Source organism: Cryobacterium sp. M15, assembly GCF_002929675.1.
In the GTDB taxonomy this organism is placed as follows: domain Bacteria; phylum Actinomycetota; class Actinomycetes; order Actinomycetales; family Microbacteriaceae; genus Cryobacterium; species Cryobacterium lyxosi.
This window is the reverse complement of the sequence record NZ_PJJW01000020.1, coordinates 1-16,822: the sequence shown is the minus strand read 5'-3', so window position 1 is coordinate 16,822 and position 16,822 is coordinate 1. Positions and strand designations below refer to the sequence as shown.

General features: G+C 61.1%; 19 protein-coding genes and 4 pseudogenes. 13 read left to right on the top strand and 10 right to left on the bottom strand.

Features of this window, described 5'->3' with window-relative positions:
* Positions 1-92: 92 nt before the first annotated feature.
* Positions 93-230 carry a hypothetical protein gene (locus CXY83_RS17520; RefSeq protein WP_158251778.1) on the bottom strand — a complete coding sequence of 46 codons (138 nt, stop codon included), beginning with the start codon at positions 228-230 and terminating at the stop codon, positions 93-95.
* Positions 231-279: 49 nt separating this feature from the next.
* Here CXY83_RS17520 and CXY83_RS00610 point away from each other — a divergent pair, with 49 nt between their 5' ends.
* Both CXY83_RS00610 and CXY83_RS00605 read left to right on the top strand, forming a co-directional pair.
* Positions 280-792 (top strand): hypothetical protein, encoded by a 513-nt coding sequence (locus CXY83_RS00610; protein WP_146069792.1) that lies wholly within the window; start codon positions 280-282, stop codon positions 790-792.
* Positions 789-1,619 (top strand): hypothetical protein, encoded by an 831-nt coding sequence (locus CXY83_RS00605; RefSeq protein ID WP_104195494.1) that lies wholly within the window; start codon positions 789-791, stop codon positions 1,617-1,619. Before CXY83_RS00610 ends, CXY83_RS00605 begins: the two co-directional genes overlap by 4 nt.
* A gap of 19 nt (positions 1,620-1,638) precedes the next feature.
* Here CXY83_RS00605 and CXY83_RS00600 read toward each other — a convergent pair whose 3' ends face one another.
* The 7 genes and pseudogenes from CXY83_RS00600 to CXY83_RS17260 form a co-directional block, all read right to left on the bottom strand.
* Positions 1,639-2,193 (bottom strand): recombinase family protein, encoded by a 555-nt coding sequence (locus CXY83_RS00600; protein WP_104195499.1) that lies wholly within the window; start codon positions 2,191-2,193, stop codon positions 1,639-1,641.
* 272 nt (positions 2,194-2,465) lie between these two features.
* Positions 2,466-3,906 (bottom strand): annotated as a pseudogene (locus CXY83_RS00595) (IS3 family transposase).
* A 303-nt stretch (positions 3,907-4,209) separates the two neighbouring features.
* Positions 4,210-4,653, bottom strand: a complete 444-nt coding sequence (locus CXY83_RS00585; protein ID WP_104131340.1) for a hypothetical protein — start codon at positions 4,651-4,653, stop codon at positions 4,210-4,212.
* A gap of 514 nt (positions 4,654-5,167) precedes the next feature.
* Positions 5,168-5,662 (bottom strand): DUF6328 family protein, encoded by a 495-nt coding sequence (locus tag CXY83_RS00580; RefSeq protein ID WP_104131341.1) that lies wholly within the window; start codon positions 5,660-5,662, stop codon positions 5,168-5,170.
* A 14-nt stretch (positions 5,663-5,676) separates the two neighbouring features.
* Positions 5,677-5,943 carry a Rho termination factor N-terminal domain-containing protein gene (locus CXY83_RS00575; protein ID WP_104195492.1) on the bottom strand — a complete coding sequence of 89 codons (267 nt, stop codon included), beginning with the start codon at positions 5,941-5,943 and terminating at the stop codon, positions 5,677-5,679.
* A 26-nt stretch (positions 5,944-5,969) separates the two neighbouring features.
* Positions 5,970-6,866, bottom strand: coding sequence for an SDR family oxidoreductase (locus tag CXY83_RS00570; RefSeq protein WP_104195491.1), 897 nt, complete (start codon positions 6,864-6,866; stop codon positions 5,970-5,972).
* A 130-nt stretch (positions 6,867-6,996) separates the two neighbouring features.
* Positions 6,997-7,185 (bottom strand): hypothetical protein, encoded by a 189-nt coding sequence (locus CXY83_RS17260; protein ID WP_146069790.1) that lies wholly within the window; start codon positions 7,183-7,185, stop codon positions 6,997-6,999.
* 202 nt (positions 7,186-7,387) lie between these two features.
* Here CXY83_RS17260 and CXY83_RS17515 point away from each other — a divergent pair, with 202 nt between their 5' ends.
* Both CXY83_RS17515 and CXY83_RS00560 read left to right on the top strand, forming a co-directional pair.
* Entirely contained in the window at positions 7,388-7,561 is a 174-nt protein-coding gene (locus CXY83_RS17515) for a hypothetical protein (RefSeq protein WP_158251777.1), read from the top strand.
* Between the two features lie 151 nt (positions 7,562-7,712).
* Positions 7,713-7,885, top strand: a pseudogene (locus tag CXY83_RS00560) (CsbD family protein).
* An 87-nt stretch (positions 7,886-7,972) separates the two neighbouring features.
* Here CXY83_RS00560 and CXY83_RS00555 read toward each other — a convergent pair.
* A complete protein-coding gene (locus tag CXY83_RS00555; RefSeq protein WP_233200492.1) occupies positions 7,973-10,489 on the bottom strand; it encodes an ATP-dependent DNA ligase in 2,517 nt (838 codons plus the stop codon).
* A gap of 121 nt (positions 10,490-10,610) precedes the next feature.
* On the opposite strand from CXY83_RS00555, the gene CXY83_RS00550 reads away from it, so the two are divergent.
* Both CXY83_RS00550 and CXY83_RS00545 read left to right on the top strand, forming a co-directional pair.
* The gene (locus CXY83_RS00550) at positions 10,611-11,234 is read left to right on the top strand and encodes a flavodoxin family protein (RefSeq protein ID WP_104195488.1); all 624 of its coding nucleotides are present in this window, start codon (positions 10,611-10,613) and stop codon (positions 11,232-11,234) included.
* 54 nt (positions 11,235-11,288) lie between these two features.
* Positions 11,289-11,762, top strand: a pseudogene (locus tag CXY83_RS00545) (Ku protein); the annotation flags it as partial.
* A 129-nt stretch (positions 11,763-11,891) separates the two neighbouring features.
* On the opposite strand, the pseudogene CXY83_RS00540 reads toward CXY83_RS00545, so the two are convergent.
* Positions 11,892-12,868: pseudogene (locus CXY83_RS00540) on the bottom strand (DNA topoisomerase IB).
* Between the two features lie 143 nt (positions 12,869-13,011).
* On the opposite strand from CXY83_RS00540, the gene CXY83_RS00535 reads away from it, so the two are divergent.
* The 7 genes from CXY83_RS00535 to CXY83_RS00515 all read left to right on the top strand — a co-directional run.
* Positions 13,012-14,100 carry an iron-containing redox enzyme family protein gene (locus CXY83_RS00535; protein ID WP_233200491.1) on the top strand — a complete coding sequence of 363 codons (1,089 nt, stop codon included), beginning with the start codon at positions 13,012-13,014 and terminating at the stop codon, positions 14,098-14,100.
* A complete protein-coding gene (locus tag CXY83_RS00530) occupies positions 14,097-15,083 on the top strand; it encodes a glycosyltransferase (protein WP_233200490.1) in 987 nt (328 codons plus the stop codon). Before CXY83_RS00535 ends, CXY83_RS00530 begins: the two co-directional genes overlap by 4 nt.
* Positions 15,080-15,334, top strand: a complete 255-nt coding sequence (locus CXY83_RS00525) for a CDGSH iron-sulfur domain-containing protein (protein WP_369831109.1) — start codon at positions 15,080-15,082, stop codon at positions 15,332-15,334. The genes CXY83_RS00530 and CXY83_RS00525 overlap by 4 nt, the downstream gene beginning before the upstream one ends.
* Before the next feature lie 44 nt (positions 15,335-15,378).
* Entirely contained in the window at positions 15,379-15,549 is a 171-nt protein-coding gene (locus tag CXY83_RS17750) for a hypothetical protein (RefSeq protein WP_199184839.1), read from the top strand.
* Positions 15,550-15,617: 68 nt separating this feature from the next.
* Complete coding sequence (locus CXY83_RS17255; protein ID WP_146069789.1) at positions 15,618-15,908, top strand: hypothetical protein; 291 nt, start codon at positions 15,618-15,620, stop codon at positions 15,906-15,908.
* 34 nt (positions 15,909-15,942) lie between these two features.
* Complete coding sequence (locus tag CXY83_RS17250) at positions 15,943-16,428, top strand: hypothetical protein (protein WP_146069788.1); 486 nt, start codon at positions 15,943-15,945, stop codon at positions 16,426-16,428.
* A gap of 213 nt (positions 16,429-16,641) precedes the next feature.
* Positions 16,642-16,822, top strand: a 181-nt coding sequence (locus CXY83_RS00515) for a transposase (protein ID WP_146069787.1), incomplete at its 3' end; no start/stop codon positions are given.

Here is a 16,822-nt window from a genome sequence, read left to right as displayed (position 1 = left end):
GCCTACGTGCTGCTCGCCTCCGACGAGGGATCGTACATCTCCGGCGCGGTCCTGCCGGTCACCGGCGGCAAGGGCCTCTAGAACGCTAGTGCTCATCCACCCCGCCGTTGCAGTACTGCCGGCGCGAGAAGGGCGATCGAGATCGCGGCGGGGGCCAGCAGGCGGAGGGCGATCGCCGCTCCCCGCGAAATCGTTGGAGACCGTTCGGCCACCGTCTCCGGCGAGCCCATCCACTCCACCTGATTGGGTCAACCATGGCAAGACCTGTAGAACGGAAGCATGCCCAGACCAACCCGTATCGTGATCGTGCCTGGGTTGGCGGTGCGCAGCTACGCTAAGCCTGCCGCTGACGCTTTGCGAATCGCAGCGGCTCAGAGCGATCTTGTGCGGAGTCTTCTTCTCGTCAGCCCCACCGTCGATCCTTGCAACCGCGACCAGCTCACCCTGCTGAGGGCGTGGGCTGCGCCGAAGGATGGGGACGGCGGAGGCGGTGACGAGGAACCGGGATTTCTCGCTTCGATACCCGATTGGGCGCACGCGGGTCTGTGGCGGATCGTACGCGGATGGAACTCTGCAATCGCCGCCCTTCCGCTCGAGGAGATTCTTCCGCAGGTCCGTTCCCACGTCACGATCATCCATTCCGAGCATGACCGGCTGGGCTCCGCGCAGTGGGCGGCCGAACTCGCGCGACTCGCCGGCGGGCGCTTCCTGCAGATGAACGGTGCATCGTACTCGTGGCCGGTTGGCGACGAGTCGGGCTTCGCGAAGATCATTGAGGACCTCACACGATGACTGAAACGACCCTTGATCCCAATAGGGTTGTCGCGTCATTCGACTCCGCGAGCGTCCTGCACGCGGCGACGGTGGCGGCGCTCGAACAGCGTGCCTTCCCCAATCTCGGTAGCTCGACTATCAAGGGTGTCGGCGTTCGGGCGGCCGGCCAGTTGCCGTGGCCGATCCTCCGCCAGATCTACACACGCATTGGCGGCGCCGAGGGCATCAATCCTGATGACCTTGGACGTGTCAACCTCGCCGCAGTCGCGGCGAGGTTCGCTGACGCGTACCCACACCGTCAATACCCAGCCGTGTTCATAGGAGCAAGCAACGGTGCGCTGACCCACTTGGCCGCCGCACTGCAGGTGCCGTGGCTGCCGCAGACCGTACTCATCCCCGTGCATCGACTCGGTGATCCCCAGCGGCCGGACCAGGCTCTCGACTTCGGGCGGCGAGTTGCGCCGGGACTGCTGACGGCGAACCCGGACGTCGGGTTGCACCAAATGCACGACTCGGCTCAAGACGAACTCATGACCTCGCGGATGACCTACTTCCGCACTAAATGGCTCGACCTTCCCGAGGCGTACGCCCACTTTCTCGGAACCTACCTCGCGCCCGGCGCGCCCGTGTTCCTAGTCAATGACCAATCCCGTTGGCCCGTGGTGCGGGTGGGTGAGCGACACGTCTTCCAGTCGGGCGGCCGCGGTGGGCTGACCCCGGAACAGTACCTCGCGCTTCCTCACACCCCACAGGCCGACGACGACGCCCCGGAAGCCGAATGGGAGCGTTTGAGAATTCGGAGCTTGAACTACGCTAAGCCGATTTTTGGTGGCTGGTTAGCGTAGTTCAAGCTCCCTTTTCCGTTCAGCGGTCAGTGGCGGGGATCCATCGGTAAAGAGTCGGGATTGAAACGCCGACGTTGTGGGCGACGTCGGCCGCGGAGGTGCCTTGGGCGAGCAATTGCTTGGCGGCCATGATTTTGCGGTCGGTCATGAGACGTTTCCGGCCGGGTTGACGCCCGTTCTTGCGTGCGGCTTCAAGTCCGGCTCGGGTCCGCTCGATGGTGAGTTCTCGTTCCATCTGGGCGAGGGATGCCATGACGTGGAAGAAGAACCGGCCGGCCGGGGTGGTGGTGTCGATCTGGTCGGTGAGGGACCGGAATCCGACCCCTGCGGCTTGGAGTTGGTCGGTGAACGCGATCAGGTTCTTCACGCTGCGCCCGAGTCTGTCGAGTTTCCAGACGACGAGGGTGTCCCCATCGCGGAGTTGTTCGAGGGCCTTATCCAGCCCCGGACGGGAGGCCTTCGCGCCGCTGATGACGTCGCTGAAGATCTTTTCGCAGCCTGCGGCGGTCAGGGCGTCTTGTTGCAGGTCAAGGTGTTGGTCGGTCGTGGAGACGCGGGCGTAGCCGATGAGCATGAGGCACCGTTTCAGTTCTCGGAATCCGTCTTTGCCGGATGATGCAAGAATACTGTTCTGAGAAGAGTTTGTGAGAACCTGGGTGCCGCGGCGTTCCGGCATCGTGCCGAGATGGTGGTGGGGTTCTTGTTTTCCCTCCATAGTGGTTGGTGGCCCTATTTTCAATCGGCGATACTGGCCCTATTTTGGGTCGGCGTTAACACTGATCCAGTGCCATTCCTTGGAAGTCATCCATCACAACGGAAGATGTCAACCTTTATGAGTCAGTTTCTTTAGCCGGTCATTGAGTTCGTTTCTTCCTTCTTGGGTTCGTTGATCCAGGTCGTCGTCGGGAACGTTGGTGGCTGCGGGTGCTGCCGCACAAAGCGCTCAGGATGCTCGGCATATGCGGTCGTGAGGACGCGGGCGCGGGCGTGCTGGATAGCGGGTGCGCGGCCGTGGTGCACGTTGAACGGGGTATGCATTCCAATGCCCGAATGACGATGCTCGCCGTTGTACCAGTCGTAGAATTCGGTGCAGAATGAGCGTGCTTCGGCGAGGCTGTAGAACCGGTCGGGGAACTCGGGCCGATACTTCAAAATCTTGAAATGCGACTCCGAAAATGGATTGTCGTTACTCGTATGTGGGCGGGAGTGTGACTTGGTCACGCCCAGGTCGGCGAGCAGGAACGCGACGGGTTTCGACGCCATCGAGGAGCCGTTGTCGGAGTGGATTGTCAGCTGGTCTCGACGAATGTTTTGCTTCTCGATGGTGTCGAACAGGAGCCGCTCGGCGAGTTGGTGAGATTCCCGGGTCGCGACCATCCAGCCGACGACGTACCGCGAGTAAATGTCGATGATCGTATACAGGTGGAAGTACGACCATTTGGCCGGTCCCTTGAGCTTGGATATATCCCAGCTCCAGGTCATGTTGGGTCCGGTGGCGATGAGTTCGGGCTTGACGCGTGCTCGGCCTGAGCGCGACGCTCCCCGGTCTCGCCGTGGGCGCGGAGGAGGCGATACATCGTCGCCACCGAGCAGAGGTAGGTGCCCTCGTCGAGGAGGATCGCTTGGATCTCCGCCGGCGCTTTGTCCACGAACCGGCTCAACCGCAGGACCTCCAGAACGACGTTGCGCTCCGGCTCGGTCAGCGCCCGAGGCTGCTTCATCGGCTCGGGCCGGGGCCGCGGGGATGAGGGCGGCCGCGGTGCGCGGGGGTGCTGCCGGTAGTGCGTGGCCCGGGATCGTCCCACGGCTCGGCATGCGTCTCTGGTGCCGACGAGGGGGACGAGGGCGGTGATGGTGGCGTCGATTATTTCTCGGTGTTCGTCGCGCTGCTGTTGGTCGAGAGTTGATCCAACAGAGCCGAGAGTTTTCCCTGGATAGCGATCACCTGCCTCGCCGTATCCAGCTCACCCGACAGACGAAGATTCTCTTTCAGCAGCCGGGCCGCGTCCTTCTCCGCGATGCTGGCAGGTGGCGCTCCTGCCGGCCGTGCCAGCGCGACCAGCACTCCTTTATCTCGCTGGTCACGCCACGAGCTGACCAAGGAGGTATACAGCTTTTCTCGTCGGAGCAGCGCGCCGCGGCCCTGCCGATCGAGGCGGTCATACTCGGTCAGAATGTCGCGTTTGTACTTGGCTGTGTACGTCCGCCGCCGTGCACGCTCGGGAACTTGGGGATCGGGAACATCTTCCATCCCTACAGCCTGCCCGCTCGAGCTGGGTCCTGTCATTACTGCGTTCGTCAAGGAAACTCCTTCCCCGCCTTCTACGACACTATTCGGGACGATCCCGGTGCCTCAAACAAGGTTGACAGAGAGGGCAACGCCATCTCACCGTAACAACACATACCCTGTGGGATGTGTCACGCAGAAGGTTCCCATAGTTAACCCGATCATGTGCCGGCACTCAATGCAAGGGGTACCAGAGCTGGAACAGGAACGATTCCCGATTCCGGGTTTCCCACCGATTTGCGGTAAAGCCATCCCTGTGACAACCGGTGCGATCGCAAGCATGAGCAGACCCATTCCAGAGACTTAAAGCAAACGGCGGACAAGCCCGGTGTCATCAATTTGGTGACCGCCGGGACGATGATCCCACATGTCACCCACGGTGAATGGGATCGTGTCTGCGATGAATAGCAGTTCCACGCCTCCCGAATGTAACAGCACGGCCAGCCCCGATTCATGGCTTGTGACAATGCGTCGTGCGTGCCGTAGAAAACAGGCGACCATGTCCGGGGTGGCAACGAAATTGCGGCCACCGTATACGACGACGATCTTCTTGTCCGGTGCAGTTGTCGATTCCGGCGCCGGAACGTCGGTCGTGCGGGTCGCGGTTTCTGTTTCCGCGCGTGGGCGGTAGATGAGCAGTTCACCCCGTTTGGCCGTTGGGGGCGCGCCGAGGGGTCGACTGGGCGGGCTCAGTCGTCTTCCGCGATTGGAGATGATCGAATCGTCGTCTCCGAAGAATGCCTCCACTATGAGGCCCCCTTTTTATAGGTCAAGTGTTCTGCTGCCGCTCGTTTGTATACTTTGATTTCTCGACCTCAGGTTGAGCGTCGATAGCGTGGCACGGCTTCCTTGCGGGCGTGAAGGGTGCCACTCACTTCGCTCAGCCACGTGCGGAGGACCTCGTCCGACTCTGCCGCGATCGATCGAACAGCCAACTGCGGCTTTGACGGCCTCGAATCTCGGCCGAGGGGGTCGACCTCTCGCAAAGCTCTTTTCATGAGATTTCTCCCGCCAGATATAGGGGATCCCAACGACATTGTCAGGCTCACCATGGCTCTTGAATTCAGTTTGCCTCATAGAGCGAAACCGTCCGTCCTATGAGTGGCGATCGTAAAAAACCGTTTCTCGCCCTTCTCGGAACATACTCGCCCTCACCCCTTTTTGGGGGGTGCTTGATTTTTGAGCAACTATGCACTATGCAAACAAACAGCCTTCAGGTGGCTGACAGATTTCACTTATGACGGGTGGGTAATTGCGGTGCCTAGGTTGTAATTGGGCGTCGGGCAGACCAAGGCAGCACGACAAGAACGAGGGCGAGTAACACGAATACCGCAGCGCCTGCCACGATACCTGTGAGGATCCCCCCTACGACGTCGAAGATGAACATTACGACACCCCCGGTGAGTAGCGCAACGACGACCAGGGTTATTTTGAGGAGACGGTTCCCTATCGCAACCATCCGCTTTTTCTCGTGACGACGAAACAGCGTTCGATGCAAGCTCACCGGTGCGAGTCCGATAGCGGTCGCCGCAGCAGCAAGAAGGACCAACACAAGATATACGATGATCTGGAAGCTGGTGAGTTCCTTAAATCGTTGCTGAAACGCAAGAGTCAGTAGGAAGCCACTGATGATCTGGGTTCCCGTCTGGGTGACTCGCAATTCTTGGAGAATCTCTTCCCAGTTTCGATCGAACTGCTCATCAGGAGTTTCCTCGCGGCCGTCCTCGGCTCGTGGGCTTTGGGCCGGGTCAAGCATTGCAAGCCGCCGTGCTAGTGGTTTCGAATACTCTCGATCAGGTCTGCTTTCTTCTGACGCGAGTAACCGGAAAAGCCGAGTTCTTTCGCCTTTTTGTGCAGGTCGGCCACTGTCCAGTCCTCATAGGAACCAGACTCCCCGCCTTTGCGGCTGATGGTGGAGCGGCCCTTCTTTGCAGCGGCGTTGGAAATGCGTGCTGCTTTTTCCTTGGAGGCTCCGTCGTCTCGAAGTTCTTCGTAGAGTTCTGGATCTTTGAGACGGGAGTTCTTTGCGCCTGGCATTTCAGTATTCCTTTCTCTGAATCTGGTTAGAGACCTTTGCCTCCCGTGACGGGAAGGACCGCCCTGGATACATAGGATGCGTCCGATGAGGCAAGGTACACGTAAGCGTGCGCGAGTTCTGCGGGCTGCCCTGCACGTCCCAGAGGCGTGTCTTGCCCGAAGGTGGGCAGTTTGCTCGGCCAGGCCGTGGCCGGGATCAAAGGGGTCCAGATAGGACCGGGCGCCACCGCGTTCACTCGAATTCCTCTGCGTCCAACTTGCAGTGCCAATGCTTTGGTGAAGGCGACGAGGGCTGCTTTCGTCATCGCATAGTCGATCAGGTTCGGCGAGGGGTTGAATGCTTGAATCGAGGAGGTTGTGATAATTGACGCACCGGGGTGCAGGTGCGGTAATGCCGCGCTGGTGATCCATAGCGTGGAGTACAGGTTGGTTTCCATGACTCGGGTGAATTCGTCGGTGGTGAGGTTTTCCAGTCCGTCCCTGTTCTGCTGGTATGCGGCGTTGAGTACCAGGATGTCGAGGCCGCCCAACTTCTCAATGACGGCTGCGGGAAGGCTTCGGCTGAAGTCCTCATTGCGAAGATCCCCGGGCAGTAAGAGTGCTTGCCTGTCTGTGCTGCGGACGAGTTCGCTTGTCTCGTCGGCATCGGCCTGCTCTTCTGGCAGGTAGGCGATGGCGACGTCAGCGCCTTCACGAGCATAGGCAAGAGCGACCGCACGCCCGATGCCCGAATCTCCTCCAGTGATGAGCGCCACCCGCCCGGCGAGCCGCCCGGAACCAATGTAGGTGTTTTCCCCGTGGTCGGGCCGCGGAACCATCGCTCGGGTAAGTCCGGGCTGGTCTTGCTGCTGCTCGGGAAACCCTTCTGTCCGATACTTCGTTACCGGATTGTCTTCGTCATGCCTTGGGGCATTACGGCTCATTTCTGACATGAATTATCCACCCTCCCGACGGAGAACACCCTCCTCGTCGGCCTGTGCCAGGGGTATGGAAAAATCGCTTCCGGAATGTAGGAATGTAGACGAACCATCCCGCTGGCCGCCGTGAGAACACTCAATGGTCGAGAGGTTCCGGGTCTTCTCGTACCGGCCCGTCGGCTTCTATTTCTTCCTCTTCTTCTTCCTCGGTCTCTTTGTCTTCCTTGTCCGGGTCGAGGTTGGGGTCGATGAGGCTCTCACGATCCTGGTCCGGGAGGGTTCCTTCGTTCAGGGGAGACTGTCCTTCGGCATTTGTCTCAGACACGATATTTCCTTCCACTCGTTTATTCAGTTGATAGTGGGCGAGCGTAGGCCTCGATTATTTCTTTGGGAACGGGTTGAAACTGTGGGCCGTAAGGTCTAGGGGTTCTTGGCCTTCGTTTGGATGTCTTCTTCAGCGCGTCCGGTGCAGCGTCCTGTGAGCTTGTGGTCGGGGTGCGATTTTCGGCACTTACCATCCAGGAGTATTGTTCGAGCTCCTCAAGGAAGGTGTGGAGGATGTCGGCGGTGGCGAGGTCACCATCGACCTGGTCGTGTACAGCGCGGATCGTTGTCGTCGTGCCTTCCAGACCGGCGACAATCAGCTCGATTGTTTGGGTTGGCCTGAAGGTTGTCACCGAGTTCTTATGAAGCAATCATGAGCATCTTCCTGTTCGAAAGGTGGAGTTCTTATCCCCGGGCTATCATCCCCGAGACGCGAATGTCAACCGGCTAGCGACGACGACAAAATCCATTTACGCGGACTGCACCAGATGGCCGATTGAGCCATACGGCCTGATTAAGGAGGAACTCATGAGCGGAGCAGACAAAATCCACAATGCGGCACAAGATGCCGCAGGCAAGGGCAAAGAAGCGGTCGGTAAGGTTACCGACGACGACGAGCTGGAAGCCGAGGCAAGGCTGATCAGACGAAAGCCGATGTCAAGCAGGCCGCTGAAAAGGTCAAAGACGCCTTCAAGCACTAATGCTCACTGGGAGGCCTGCATCGTCGTGGTGTGGGCCTCTTCCCTTCCGCGGACGCGATATGTGGCGAGACTCTCGAAAGAAGCGAGTCAGCTTTCTTTGACCACCTGGTCGGCGGATTTATCCGGTCGCCATCCTTGCCAGGAAGGTTGACGCAGTCGCCCAGTGGAAGTCCATTCAGCAAACTCGACCTCGCCCACCAGCGTGGCCCTCGCCCAGCACGCGTCGGATGCGTCCCCGCGCGGGATGTCCGTGAACGGGTTGCCAGTGCGGCGCATCTTTGTGAGGCGCTCCATCATGGCCTCCAGTTCGCGATCATCGAATCCGGTGCCGACTCTGCCCACGTAACGCAGGCCGTCCTTCTCGGGGATTCCTAGCAATAGTGAACCGATCCCCCCGGCTCTACGTCCTTTGCCCGGCCGCCATCCGCCAACAACGACTTCCTGGGTGCGGTGGTGTTTGACCTTGATCCACGCTCTCGAGCGTCGTCCCGAGCTGTAGCTGCTGTCTCGTTTTTTGGCCATGACACCCTCCAGCTGCAGTTCGCGACTGCTGCGCATAGCCTGGTCGAAGTCTCCTTCGAATGCGGGTGGAACCTGGACGGGCCCTTTCGCGTGAATCAGCTCGATCAATTGCCGCCGCCGTTCGTCATACGCCTTTCCGATGAGCACATTGTCGTCGTGCTCCAGAAGATCGAACAGGTATTGAACGGGTGCCCTGCGCGCAGCACGCTCCACATCGGCCGGCCGGCTCAGTCCCATACGGGTTTGCAACAAGCCGAAATCGGGCCGGGATGAACCGTTGAGCGCCACGATTTCGCCGTCGAGAACAACGTGACCTCGCCCGGTACTCTCGCGCAGCCGGTGTGCGATCTCCGGGTAGGCGACGGTGACATCGTTGCCATTGCGAGTGCGTAAATGAATGTCGTCGCCGTCCTCGCCCAGATAAGCCAGCGCCCTGATGCCATCCCATTTCATCTCGAAAGCCCAATCGTCTTCTTCAGAGAGGTCTTCTTTGCTGCCGAGGGTGGCCAGCATGGGAGACAGGGGTTTACGAGGATGCGGCTCGGCCACGCGGAGGGCAGTGCTCTGCCGGGTCGCGGCTGCGCTGGTTGCTGCGCGTTTCTTCGTCGCGCCTGCGGGTTGCGAAGGTGAGTCCTTCATGAGGTGGATGAGCCAGTTGTCGGCAGCTTTCCCCTCGCCCCCCGTGTGGATGAGCGCGATCTTCTTTTGGCCGCCGAGCCCGCCACCCTCCTCGCCATGGAGGGTAGCAATGATCTCTTCGCCTTCGCGCCATTTCTCCAGCTCATAGCTGCCCGTGTCCCAGATCTTCACATCGCCAGCGCCATACTCCCCTTCGGGGATGCGCCCTTCGAAGCTGCCGTATTCCAGCGGGTGGTCTTCGGTCCGCACGGCGAGGTGGTTCTTCTTCACATCCGTCGGGACACCTTTGGGGAGAGCCCAGGAGACCAGCACTCCGTCGTGCTCGAGGCGAAAATCGTAGTGCAGGCGCCGGGCGTGATGCTCCTGGATCACGAAACTCTGGCCTTCGGTCCGAGACGTCGTTTCCGCCGGAACCGGCTCAGGTGTCTTGGCGGCATCGCGTTTGGCCCGGTACCGGGCGAGCCGATCCACCGCAGAGGCTTCCGGATCTCCCCCGTGTACAGAGGCGGGTTCCCGCGTACCTGGATGCCCGATCGCGAGATCGGCCAGCGGATCCTTGCGCCGCTTCATCCTCGCGAGGACCTGTTCGTAGTCGAGGTGTGCGAGATCCGGGGAAGCGAGTTCGCGCCAGGTCCGCGGAACCGCCACCAGGGGTCGGGAGCGCCCGCGCAGCGAATACGGGGTGATCGTGGTCTTGGCGGCGTTGTTCTGGCTCCAGTCCACGAACACTTTGCCGCGGCGCAACGCTCTCTTCATGTCGCTGACGATGAGCTCCGGGTGGTCTGCTTCCAGGGCGCGCGCCAGTTCGTGGGCAACATCCGAAATCTGATCGGAGGTCTGTTTGCCGTCGAGGGCGGCGTAGAGGTGGATGCCCTTGCTGCCACTGGTCACCGGCATCGGATCCAGCCCCATGTCCTTCAGGATCGCCCGCGCGTATTTGGCGACTTCGGCGCACTCCTGCAGTTCGACCCCCTTCCCCGGATCCAGATCCAGGACGAGTCGATCCGGGTTTTGGATCTGCCCGGTGCGACCGAATTTCCACTGTGGCACGTGGATTTCCAAGGCCGCGATTTGGCCCAGCCAGATCAGGGTCGCCAGGTCGTTGACCAGCGGGTACTCATTGGTGTGATCTTTGTGTTCAATCGCCCGGCGCTTGACCCAGGAGGGAGTCGAATCGTCCAGATCCTTCTGGAAGAACACCTGGCCGGGATGGTCGGCGGTGCCCACCCCGTTCACCCATCTTTTCCGGGTGACCGGGCGGTTCGCAGCGTGCGGGATGAGCAGATCTGCGATGGCTGCGTAGTAGGCCAGGATATCCGCCTTCGTCGTGCCGGTCTCCAGATAGAGGACCTTGTCCAGATTGGTCAACTTGAGACGATGGCCGTCGATGGTCACGACCTGCTTGTTCGAAGCCGTTCCAGTGTCGAGTTGGAGTCGTGGCACCGGCATCCTCCTTCGTCAGATTCGCCGCGTGAGCTTTCCCCGCAACTATCGCGATAGCAGCATCCGGTCGCCACCATGTCAACCCCTGGCATCGAGGCGCATCCTCGCGTAGAACCGGAGCATGACCGATCTGCAGCTCTCTATCCTCGTCCTCAACGGAACGCTGAAAGCCTCTCCGGAGCCCTCCAGCACCGAACTCATGGGGACCCAGTTACTCACCGAGTTCGCTTCCCTCGGTGTGCGAGGGGAGAGCGTGCGTCTCGTCGATTTCACGATCAGCCCCGGTGTGGAGGCAGATATGGGCGGCTCCGATGAGTGGCCTCAGCTGAGAACACGGGTTCTCGCCGCCGACATCGTCGCATTCTGCACTCCCACCTGGCTCGGGCACATGTCCAGCATCATGCAGGGCGTGCTCGAACGTCTGGACGCAGAACTGTCGATGACGGACGACGACGGAAGACCGATCCTGTTCGGCAAGGTCGCGGTGACGGGGGTGGTCGGCAACGAGGATGGCGCTCACAAGATCACGGCGGACCTCTACCAGGCGCTGGGCGACGTCGGTTTTACGATTCCGGCTCAGGGCGGGACCTACTGGAATGGCCGAGCCATGGAGACCGTCGACTACAAGGACCTGGGCGAGACTCCGGAGCCGGTGCGTTCCGCCAACGCCACGCTCGCTCGGAACGCGGCCCATCTTGCCCGCCTCCTGGCGCGCGACCCTTACCCAGCAGGAACCTCCGACTGAATCGACAAGCAAGGTCCTCTGTTCGAGGACCGCGAACTGGTGTGTACTGGGGACATGAGATCGATTTGGAAGGGCTCCATCGCCTTCGGGCTCGTGAATGTGCCGGTCAAGCTGTACAGCGCGACCGAGGATCACGACGTCGACCTGCACCAGGTGCACGACAAGGACCGCGGCCGCATCCGGTATCAGCGACGCTGTGACGTCTGCGGGCGGATCGTCGATTTCGACCACATCGACAAGGCGTACGAGGAAGGCGACAGGACGGTCATCCTCACCGACGACGACCTGAGCTCACTTCCCGAGGAGCGGAGTCGGGAGATCGAGGTCGTCGAGTTCGTGCCGAGCGACCAGGTGGACCCGATCATGTTCGACCGCAGCTACTTCCTGGAGCCCGACTCGAAGTCGTCGAAGGCGTATGTCCTGTTGCGACGAACACTCGAAGAGACGGAACGGACGGCGATCGTCCATTTCGCACTCCGTCAGAAGACCCGGCTCGGGGCGCTCAGTGTGCGCGGCGAGGTGCTGATGCGCTTGCCCTGCCGTCCAGGCTCGTCGACTGTCTTCCCATGCTCAGGGGGAAGCTCCTGCAGTGGTTCATCGGTGGCCGAGCGTCCGTCGTTCATTCTCTGCTCCTTGTGCCGGGTTACTGATGCCGGGTTATTGCGGGTCGTGGATGAGCAGGACGCGGAGTTCCGATTCCGCTGAGCGCAGTCTCGCCGGATCTATGGTCTCCCCCGCGAGGTAGTGATCGATGAGACGGGGATCAACATAACTCTTCCGGGCGATCGTCGGAGTGTTGCCGAGGACAGCCGCGGCGTCTTCCATCGCGCGCCCGATCGAGCGGGTCCGCATTCGCTGACTGCTCGCCGGACCGCTCGAGGCAAGGCTGAGTGCCGCCGCGACAGTGCCGTGCAGGGTGCGGAAATCCTTGGCGGTGAAGTCTCCGCCGGTGCGCTCTCGGACGAAAGCGTTGATGTCCGCCGCCGTAACGCCATGTTCCTGCCCCTGTCGGCTCCAGGACAGCAGAAGCTTCTTTGGGCCGCGACGCAGGCGCCCACGCACGAAGCTGGCCAGGTCGGCATCGACGATCTCGCTCTCCCACTGCTGACCGCTCTTCGCGGGAAAGCACAGGGTCACGGTGTCCCGGTGCACCCGCGCGTGAGAGCACAGCAGGGTGGAGAGTCCGCGACTGCCGTTGGCCTCCGTGTACCGCTCGCTTCCGATGCGAAGTGATCCGGTGTCCAGCATCCGAAATGCCGCAGCGAGCGAGCGCCCCGCGGATCTCCGGTTTTACGCAGCGCGCGGGCGACCTGGCGGCGGGCGGCGGGCAGCGACTCGGCCAGGGCGAGCGCGCGACCGAACTTGCCGGGGTCCCGGCGCTCGCGCCACGACGGATGGTAGATGTACTGACGCCTGCCGGCCGCATCGAGCCCGGTCGCCTGAATGTGCCCATTGGGAAAAGGCGCTATCCACACTTCGGTCCACGCAGGAGGAATGGCAAGGGCGTCGAATCGGGCTCGCAACTCATCGTCGCGAACCGTCTCGCCCGACGAACCGCGATAGCTGAAGCCTCGGCCGGACGGAATCCGGTGGAAGCCTGCTGCGGAGGGATCGCTGCGTCTCAACCTCGTCATGGCATCCCTCCCCCGGCTCGCCCATTCCGGGTTCCACTGAAACCGGACTCGATTCCGCACAAGGAACCTGTTATTGACTTACGCCAATGACGGTGAGAACACAAGCCGTTGACGGAATCGGTCTCCGGCCCAACACTGAGCGCATGAAGACTCTCGAGAAGGACACGGTCAGCGGGTCGCGCTCGGCCGCGTTCATCCACCCGCGGGGTCCGGTCAGCACCCGGCTGATGCGCCTACTGGAAGCGTCTGAACCGAAGGTGCAGAACACGCTCGAGGAGTTGTCGGTGGCTACCGCCGAGGCCCTGGCCGAGACAGCCGATCTCGCCCGCGACGAGGATTTGCAGCTGACCCTCTTCATCTTGTACTGCTTGCATTACGGCGACCTCCTCGATGCCGATGCCGAATGGGAATGGCAGCCGTCATTGCTTGCCCTCCGGCTCCAACTCGAAAGCTCCTTCGAACACTGTCTTCGTTCCCGCGTCGTCTGTCCAACCGCGCCGAGGATCGACCAGGAAACGGTCGCGTCAGCCCTGTTCGCCCTGACCGCCCCGGATGGCGGGCCGAGCCTGTCCCGATACGCCGCCAAACGGGCCACCGACGAACAACTTCGTGAGTTCGTCATCCAGCGATCCATTTACACCCTGAAAGAGGCGGATCCGCACTCCTGGGCCATCCCCCGTTTGAGCGGGCGGGCGAAGGCAGCGTTGGTGGAGATTCAGGCCGACGAGTACGGGCAGGGGCGCCCAGACCAGATGCATGCGACGATCTTCGCCGACACGATGCGCGCCCTCGGCCTCGACGACCGGTACGGAGCTTACGTGGATCGTGTGCCGGCTGTGACGCTGGCCTCGTTCAACATGATGACGATGTTCGGTCTCAATCGGCGGCTGCGAGGCGCAATCGTCGGTCATCTCGCCGCATTCGAGATGACGTCCTCCATTCCCAACCGGTTCTACGGCAATGGCTTCCGTCGTCTCGGATACGGGACCGATGTGACTCGGTACTTCGACGTGCACGTGGAAGCGGATGCCGTCCACGAACAGATCGCAGGACGGGATCTCGCCGGCGCGCTGGCCGAGGACGAACCCGCGCTCCTCGACGACATCCTCTTTGGAGCCAGTGCCTGTCTGGCCGTTGACGGCTGGGTAGGACAGCACATGCTCGATGCCTGGTCCCGGGGACTCTCCTCGTTACGGGAGCCGCCGGTCGACTCGGATCACCCCCGCGCATGATGTCGATGAACCGCATCGATGCGGAATACATACTCCCGCTGCGGTGGTTCGACGACCGCGAATTGGAAGAGCTCACCGCCTATCTGGAACAGCTCGGCCGGTGGATCGACATCACCGTCGTCGATGGCTCGCCTGCCGAACTCTTTGCGGCCCATTCCCGCGCCTGGAGCACTCTCGTCAGACACTGCAAGCCTGCGCCGTGGCCGGGGGCGAACGGGAAAGTAAGAGGGGTGATGACCGGCCTTCGGCTCGCACGGCACGACTGGGTCGTGATCGCCGACGACGACGTGCGCTATGACAGAGCGACACTCGCCGCGGTCGTTGCAGCGCTGAGGGATGTCGACCTGGTCCGTCCGCAGAACTATTTTGCGCCGCTCCCCTGGCATGCTCGCTGGGACACCGCACGCACTCTGATCAACCGTGCTTTCGGCTCCGACTATCCCGGCACGCTCGCCCTGCATCGGGCACGGCTGCTCGCAGCGGGTGGATATCGCGGCGATGTCCTCTTCGAAAACCTGGAACTCATCCGCACCATGAGAGCGCTCGGCTGCCACGAGTTACGTGCCGACGACCTGTTCGTGGCCCGCCGGCCGCCCCGGCCGCGTCAGTTTCTCTCTCAACGGGTGCGCCAGGCCTACGACGACTTCGCACAACCACAGCGCTTGGTCGCCGAGCTCTCGCTCCTCCCCCTCGCAGCATGGTCGGCGCGTCGGCCAATGCGGCTTCTGGCTATGGCACTCCTCGCCTGTGGCGCAGCCGAAGTGGGGCGACAACGAGCGGCCGGCGCAACTGTTTTTCCGGTCACCAGCGCCCTATGGGCTCCGGCCTGGTTGGCCGAACGTGCCATCTGCAGCTGGCTCGCTCTCGGAGCACGACTGTTTCGTGGCGGTGTGCGCTACGGGGACGGCAGGCTTTGGGACTCCGCCAGCGCGCCACGAAGGCTGAGGAAGTCGTTGCGCTCACTTCGGGAGGTTCGAAGATGACCGGCATGGAGTCCTCGGAGACGCTCATCGTTGCCTGCCCGAACGGGCCGCTGCTGGTGCGTGGCGTTCTCCAGATCGTCGACCCGGGGGGTGAAGCCGTTTCCACGCGCCGAACCGTGGCGTTATGCAGGTGCGGAGCCTCCACAATCAAGCCTTTTTGTGACGGAACGCACAAACTTATCGGTTTTCGTACCGCACCCTCGACGCAAACGCCACCCCTTGACAGTGCGCATGTTGCTAATTACGAATGAAATATAGAACTCGCTAGAAATCGACCGATTGGAAAGTGTTTAACATGAATGCACTCGTCGCTATCGTCGCTGTCGTCGCTATCGTTCTGCTGTTCGTCGGCGGCTTCGTCCAAGCCGTCCAGTGGCTGCTCTGGGTGGGAATTGTCCTGCTGATCATCGCAATCATCGTGTGGCTGCTCCGCTTCATCACAGGACGCAGGAACACTTCCGTATGAAACTTGATCCGTTTGACATGATCCGGAGATCTGTCGCCTGCGGCTGATTCGTTCAAGGAGAAGTCATTGTGGTAATCGCATTCTTTGGGAGTGCTGGACGAGCCGCGACGCCGGCACCATCTAGACTTCGTAAAACAATCGTCTTGAGAGATATCGAAGTTCAACCCATGTCCGGATCGCAATGGCGCGTCTGCGATCGACGCTGGCCGGAGCACGACGCCCGCAGTTTGCTCGGTTTCATCGAAAGGAAACACAATCTCTTCGAGGCGGTACAGATCGATCACGGGCTTGAGCGGTTTTCTTTCCTTTCGCTTATGGAAGCAACAGCTCATTTTTCCGCGACCACTCAACCGAAGTGAACCTGGTGTCCAGGGTGAAGGGAAAGGGGACAGTATGACCTCTGAAGAGAGCGGTGAATCGCCCCATCGCATAGGCTCAACGAATGCCGAGCACGGTCAAGGTCGTCCTCGTCTCATCTTTGTTGTCGGTTCCGACAATTGGAATGGGAGCGATCCAGCCGAGTTCGCGCTGCGTGATCCGTCAACGAGAATTGGATCCGGGCTGGACATGGACTTGCGCCTAGAAGGTCTGAATCCGTTCCATGCGGAGATCCGCCATGACGAGCACGATGAATATGTCCTCTTCCTCTACGGACCTGCCGAGGTTGGTAGCGATCTGAAAACGCCTACAGAAAACACCCCTGCCGAGGCTGGGCGCATTCTTCGAACCGGAGCGCGAGTGCAACTAGGCGAATGGGCCATGTCCTACTACCGGGAAGAGTTCGCTGACCACGGACGTCCGTTCGGCGGCCGCGAGGGTGGCGAAGGAGAAAGACAACCAGACCAATCAGGGCAACCGCTGGACCAGATAGACGGCTAAGTTGGCGAACTGCTTTGTGGTACTCATGTTTGGTGGGACTTGGGGACCTCGTCAAACCATCGTTTTTGGCAGTCAATCGAGCCATCACCACGCTCGAAGGGATCTGTTCAGTGGCCGCCGACGCGNCACGCTCGAAGGGATCTGTTCAGTGGCCGCCGACGCGGCTAGGGCGTGTCTCCTAACCCAGTGGGTTGGTTGTGAGAGCATTTAGATGTGACTCGCACCGTTTTCCTTACTGATTCGCAGTGGTCGTTGATTGAGCAGTTGATACCGTCTGCTGCGGCGAAGGGTGGCCGCCCCTTTCAGGATCATTGCCGCGTGGTGGAGGGGATCATCTACCGGTATCGAACCGGGATTCCTTGGCGGGATTTGCCGGAGAGTTTTGGTCCGTGGC

Bases quoted from the DNA above. Each gene is read 5' to 3' on its own strand.
- CXY83_RS00550 (WP_104195488.1), top strand. From the start codon at position 10,611: ATGACCGATCTGCAGCTCTCTATCCTCGTCCTCAACGGAACGCTGAAA.
- CXY83_RS00610 (WP_146069792.1), top strand. From the start codon at position 280: ATGCCCAGACCAACCCGTATCGTGATCGTGCCTGGGTTGGCGGTGCGC.
- CXY83_RS17520 (WP_158251778.1), bottom strand. From the start codon at position 230: ATGGGCTCGCCGGAGACGGTGGCCGAACGGTCTCCAACGATTTCGCGG.
- CXY83_RS00600 (WP_104195499.1), bottom strand. From the start codon at position 2,193: ATGCTCATCGGCTACGCCCGCGTCTCCACGACCGACCAACACCTTGAC.
- CXY83_RS17750 (WP_199184839.1), top strand. From the start codon at position 15,379: ATGAATGCACTCGTCGCTATCGTCGCTGTCGTCGCTATCGTTCTGCTG.
- CXY83_RS00580 (WP_104131341.1), bottom strand. From the start codon at position 5,662: ATGCTTGACCCGGCCCAAAGCCCACGAGCCGAGGACGGCCGCGAGGAA.
- CXY83_RS00575 (WP_104195492.1), bottom strand. From the start codon at position 5,943: ATGCCAGGCGCAAAGAACTCCCGTCTCAAAGATCCAGAACTCTACGAA.
- CXY83_RS00605 (WP_104195494.1), top strand. From the start codon at position 789: ATGACTGAAACGACCCTTGATCCCAATAGGGTTGTCGCGTCATTCGAC.
- CXY83_RS00535 (WP_233200491.1), top strand. From the start codon at position 13,012: ATGAAGACTCTCGAGAAGGACACGGTCAGCGGGTCGCGCTCGGCCGCG.
- CXY83_RS00525 (WP_369831109.1), top strand. From the start codon at position 15,080: ATGACCGGCATGGAGTCCTCGGAGACGCTCATCGTTGCCTGCCCGAAC.
- CXY83_RS17250 (WP_146069788.1), top strand. From the start codon at position 15,943: ATGACCTCTGAAGAGAGCGGTGAATCGCCCCATCGCATAGGCTCAACG.
- CXY83_RS00570 (WP_104195491.1), bottom strand. From the start codon at position 6,866: ATGAGCCGTAATGCCCCAAGGCATGACGAAGACAATCCGGTAACGAAG.
- CXY83_RS00530 (WP_233200490.1), top strand. From the start codon at position 14,097: ATGATGTCGATGAACCGCATCGATGCGGAATACATACTCCCGCTGCGG.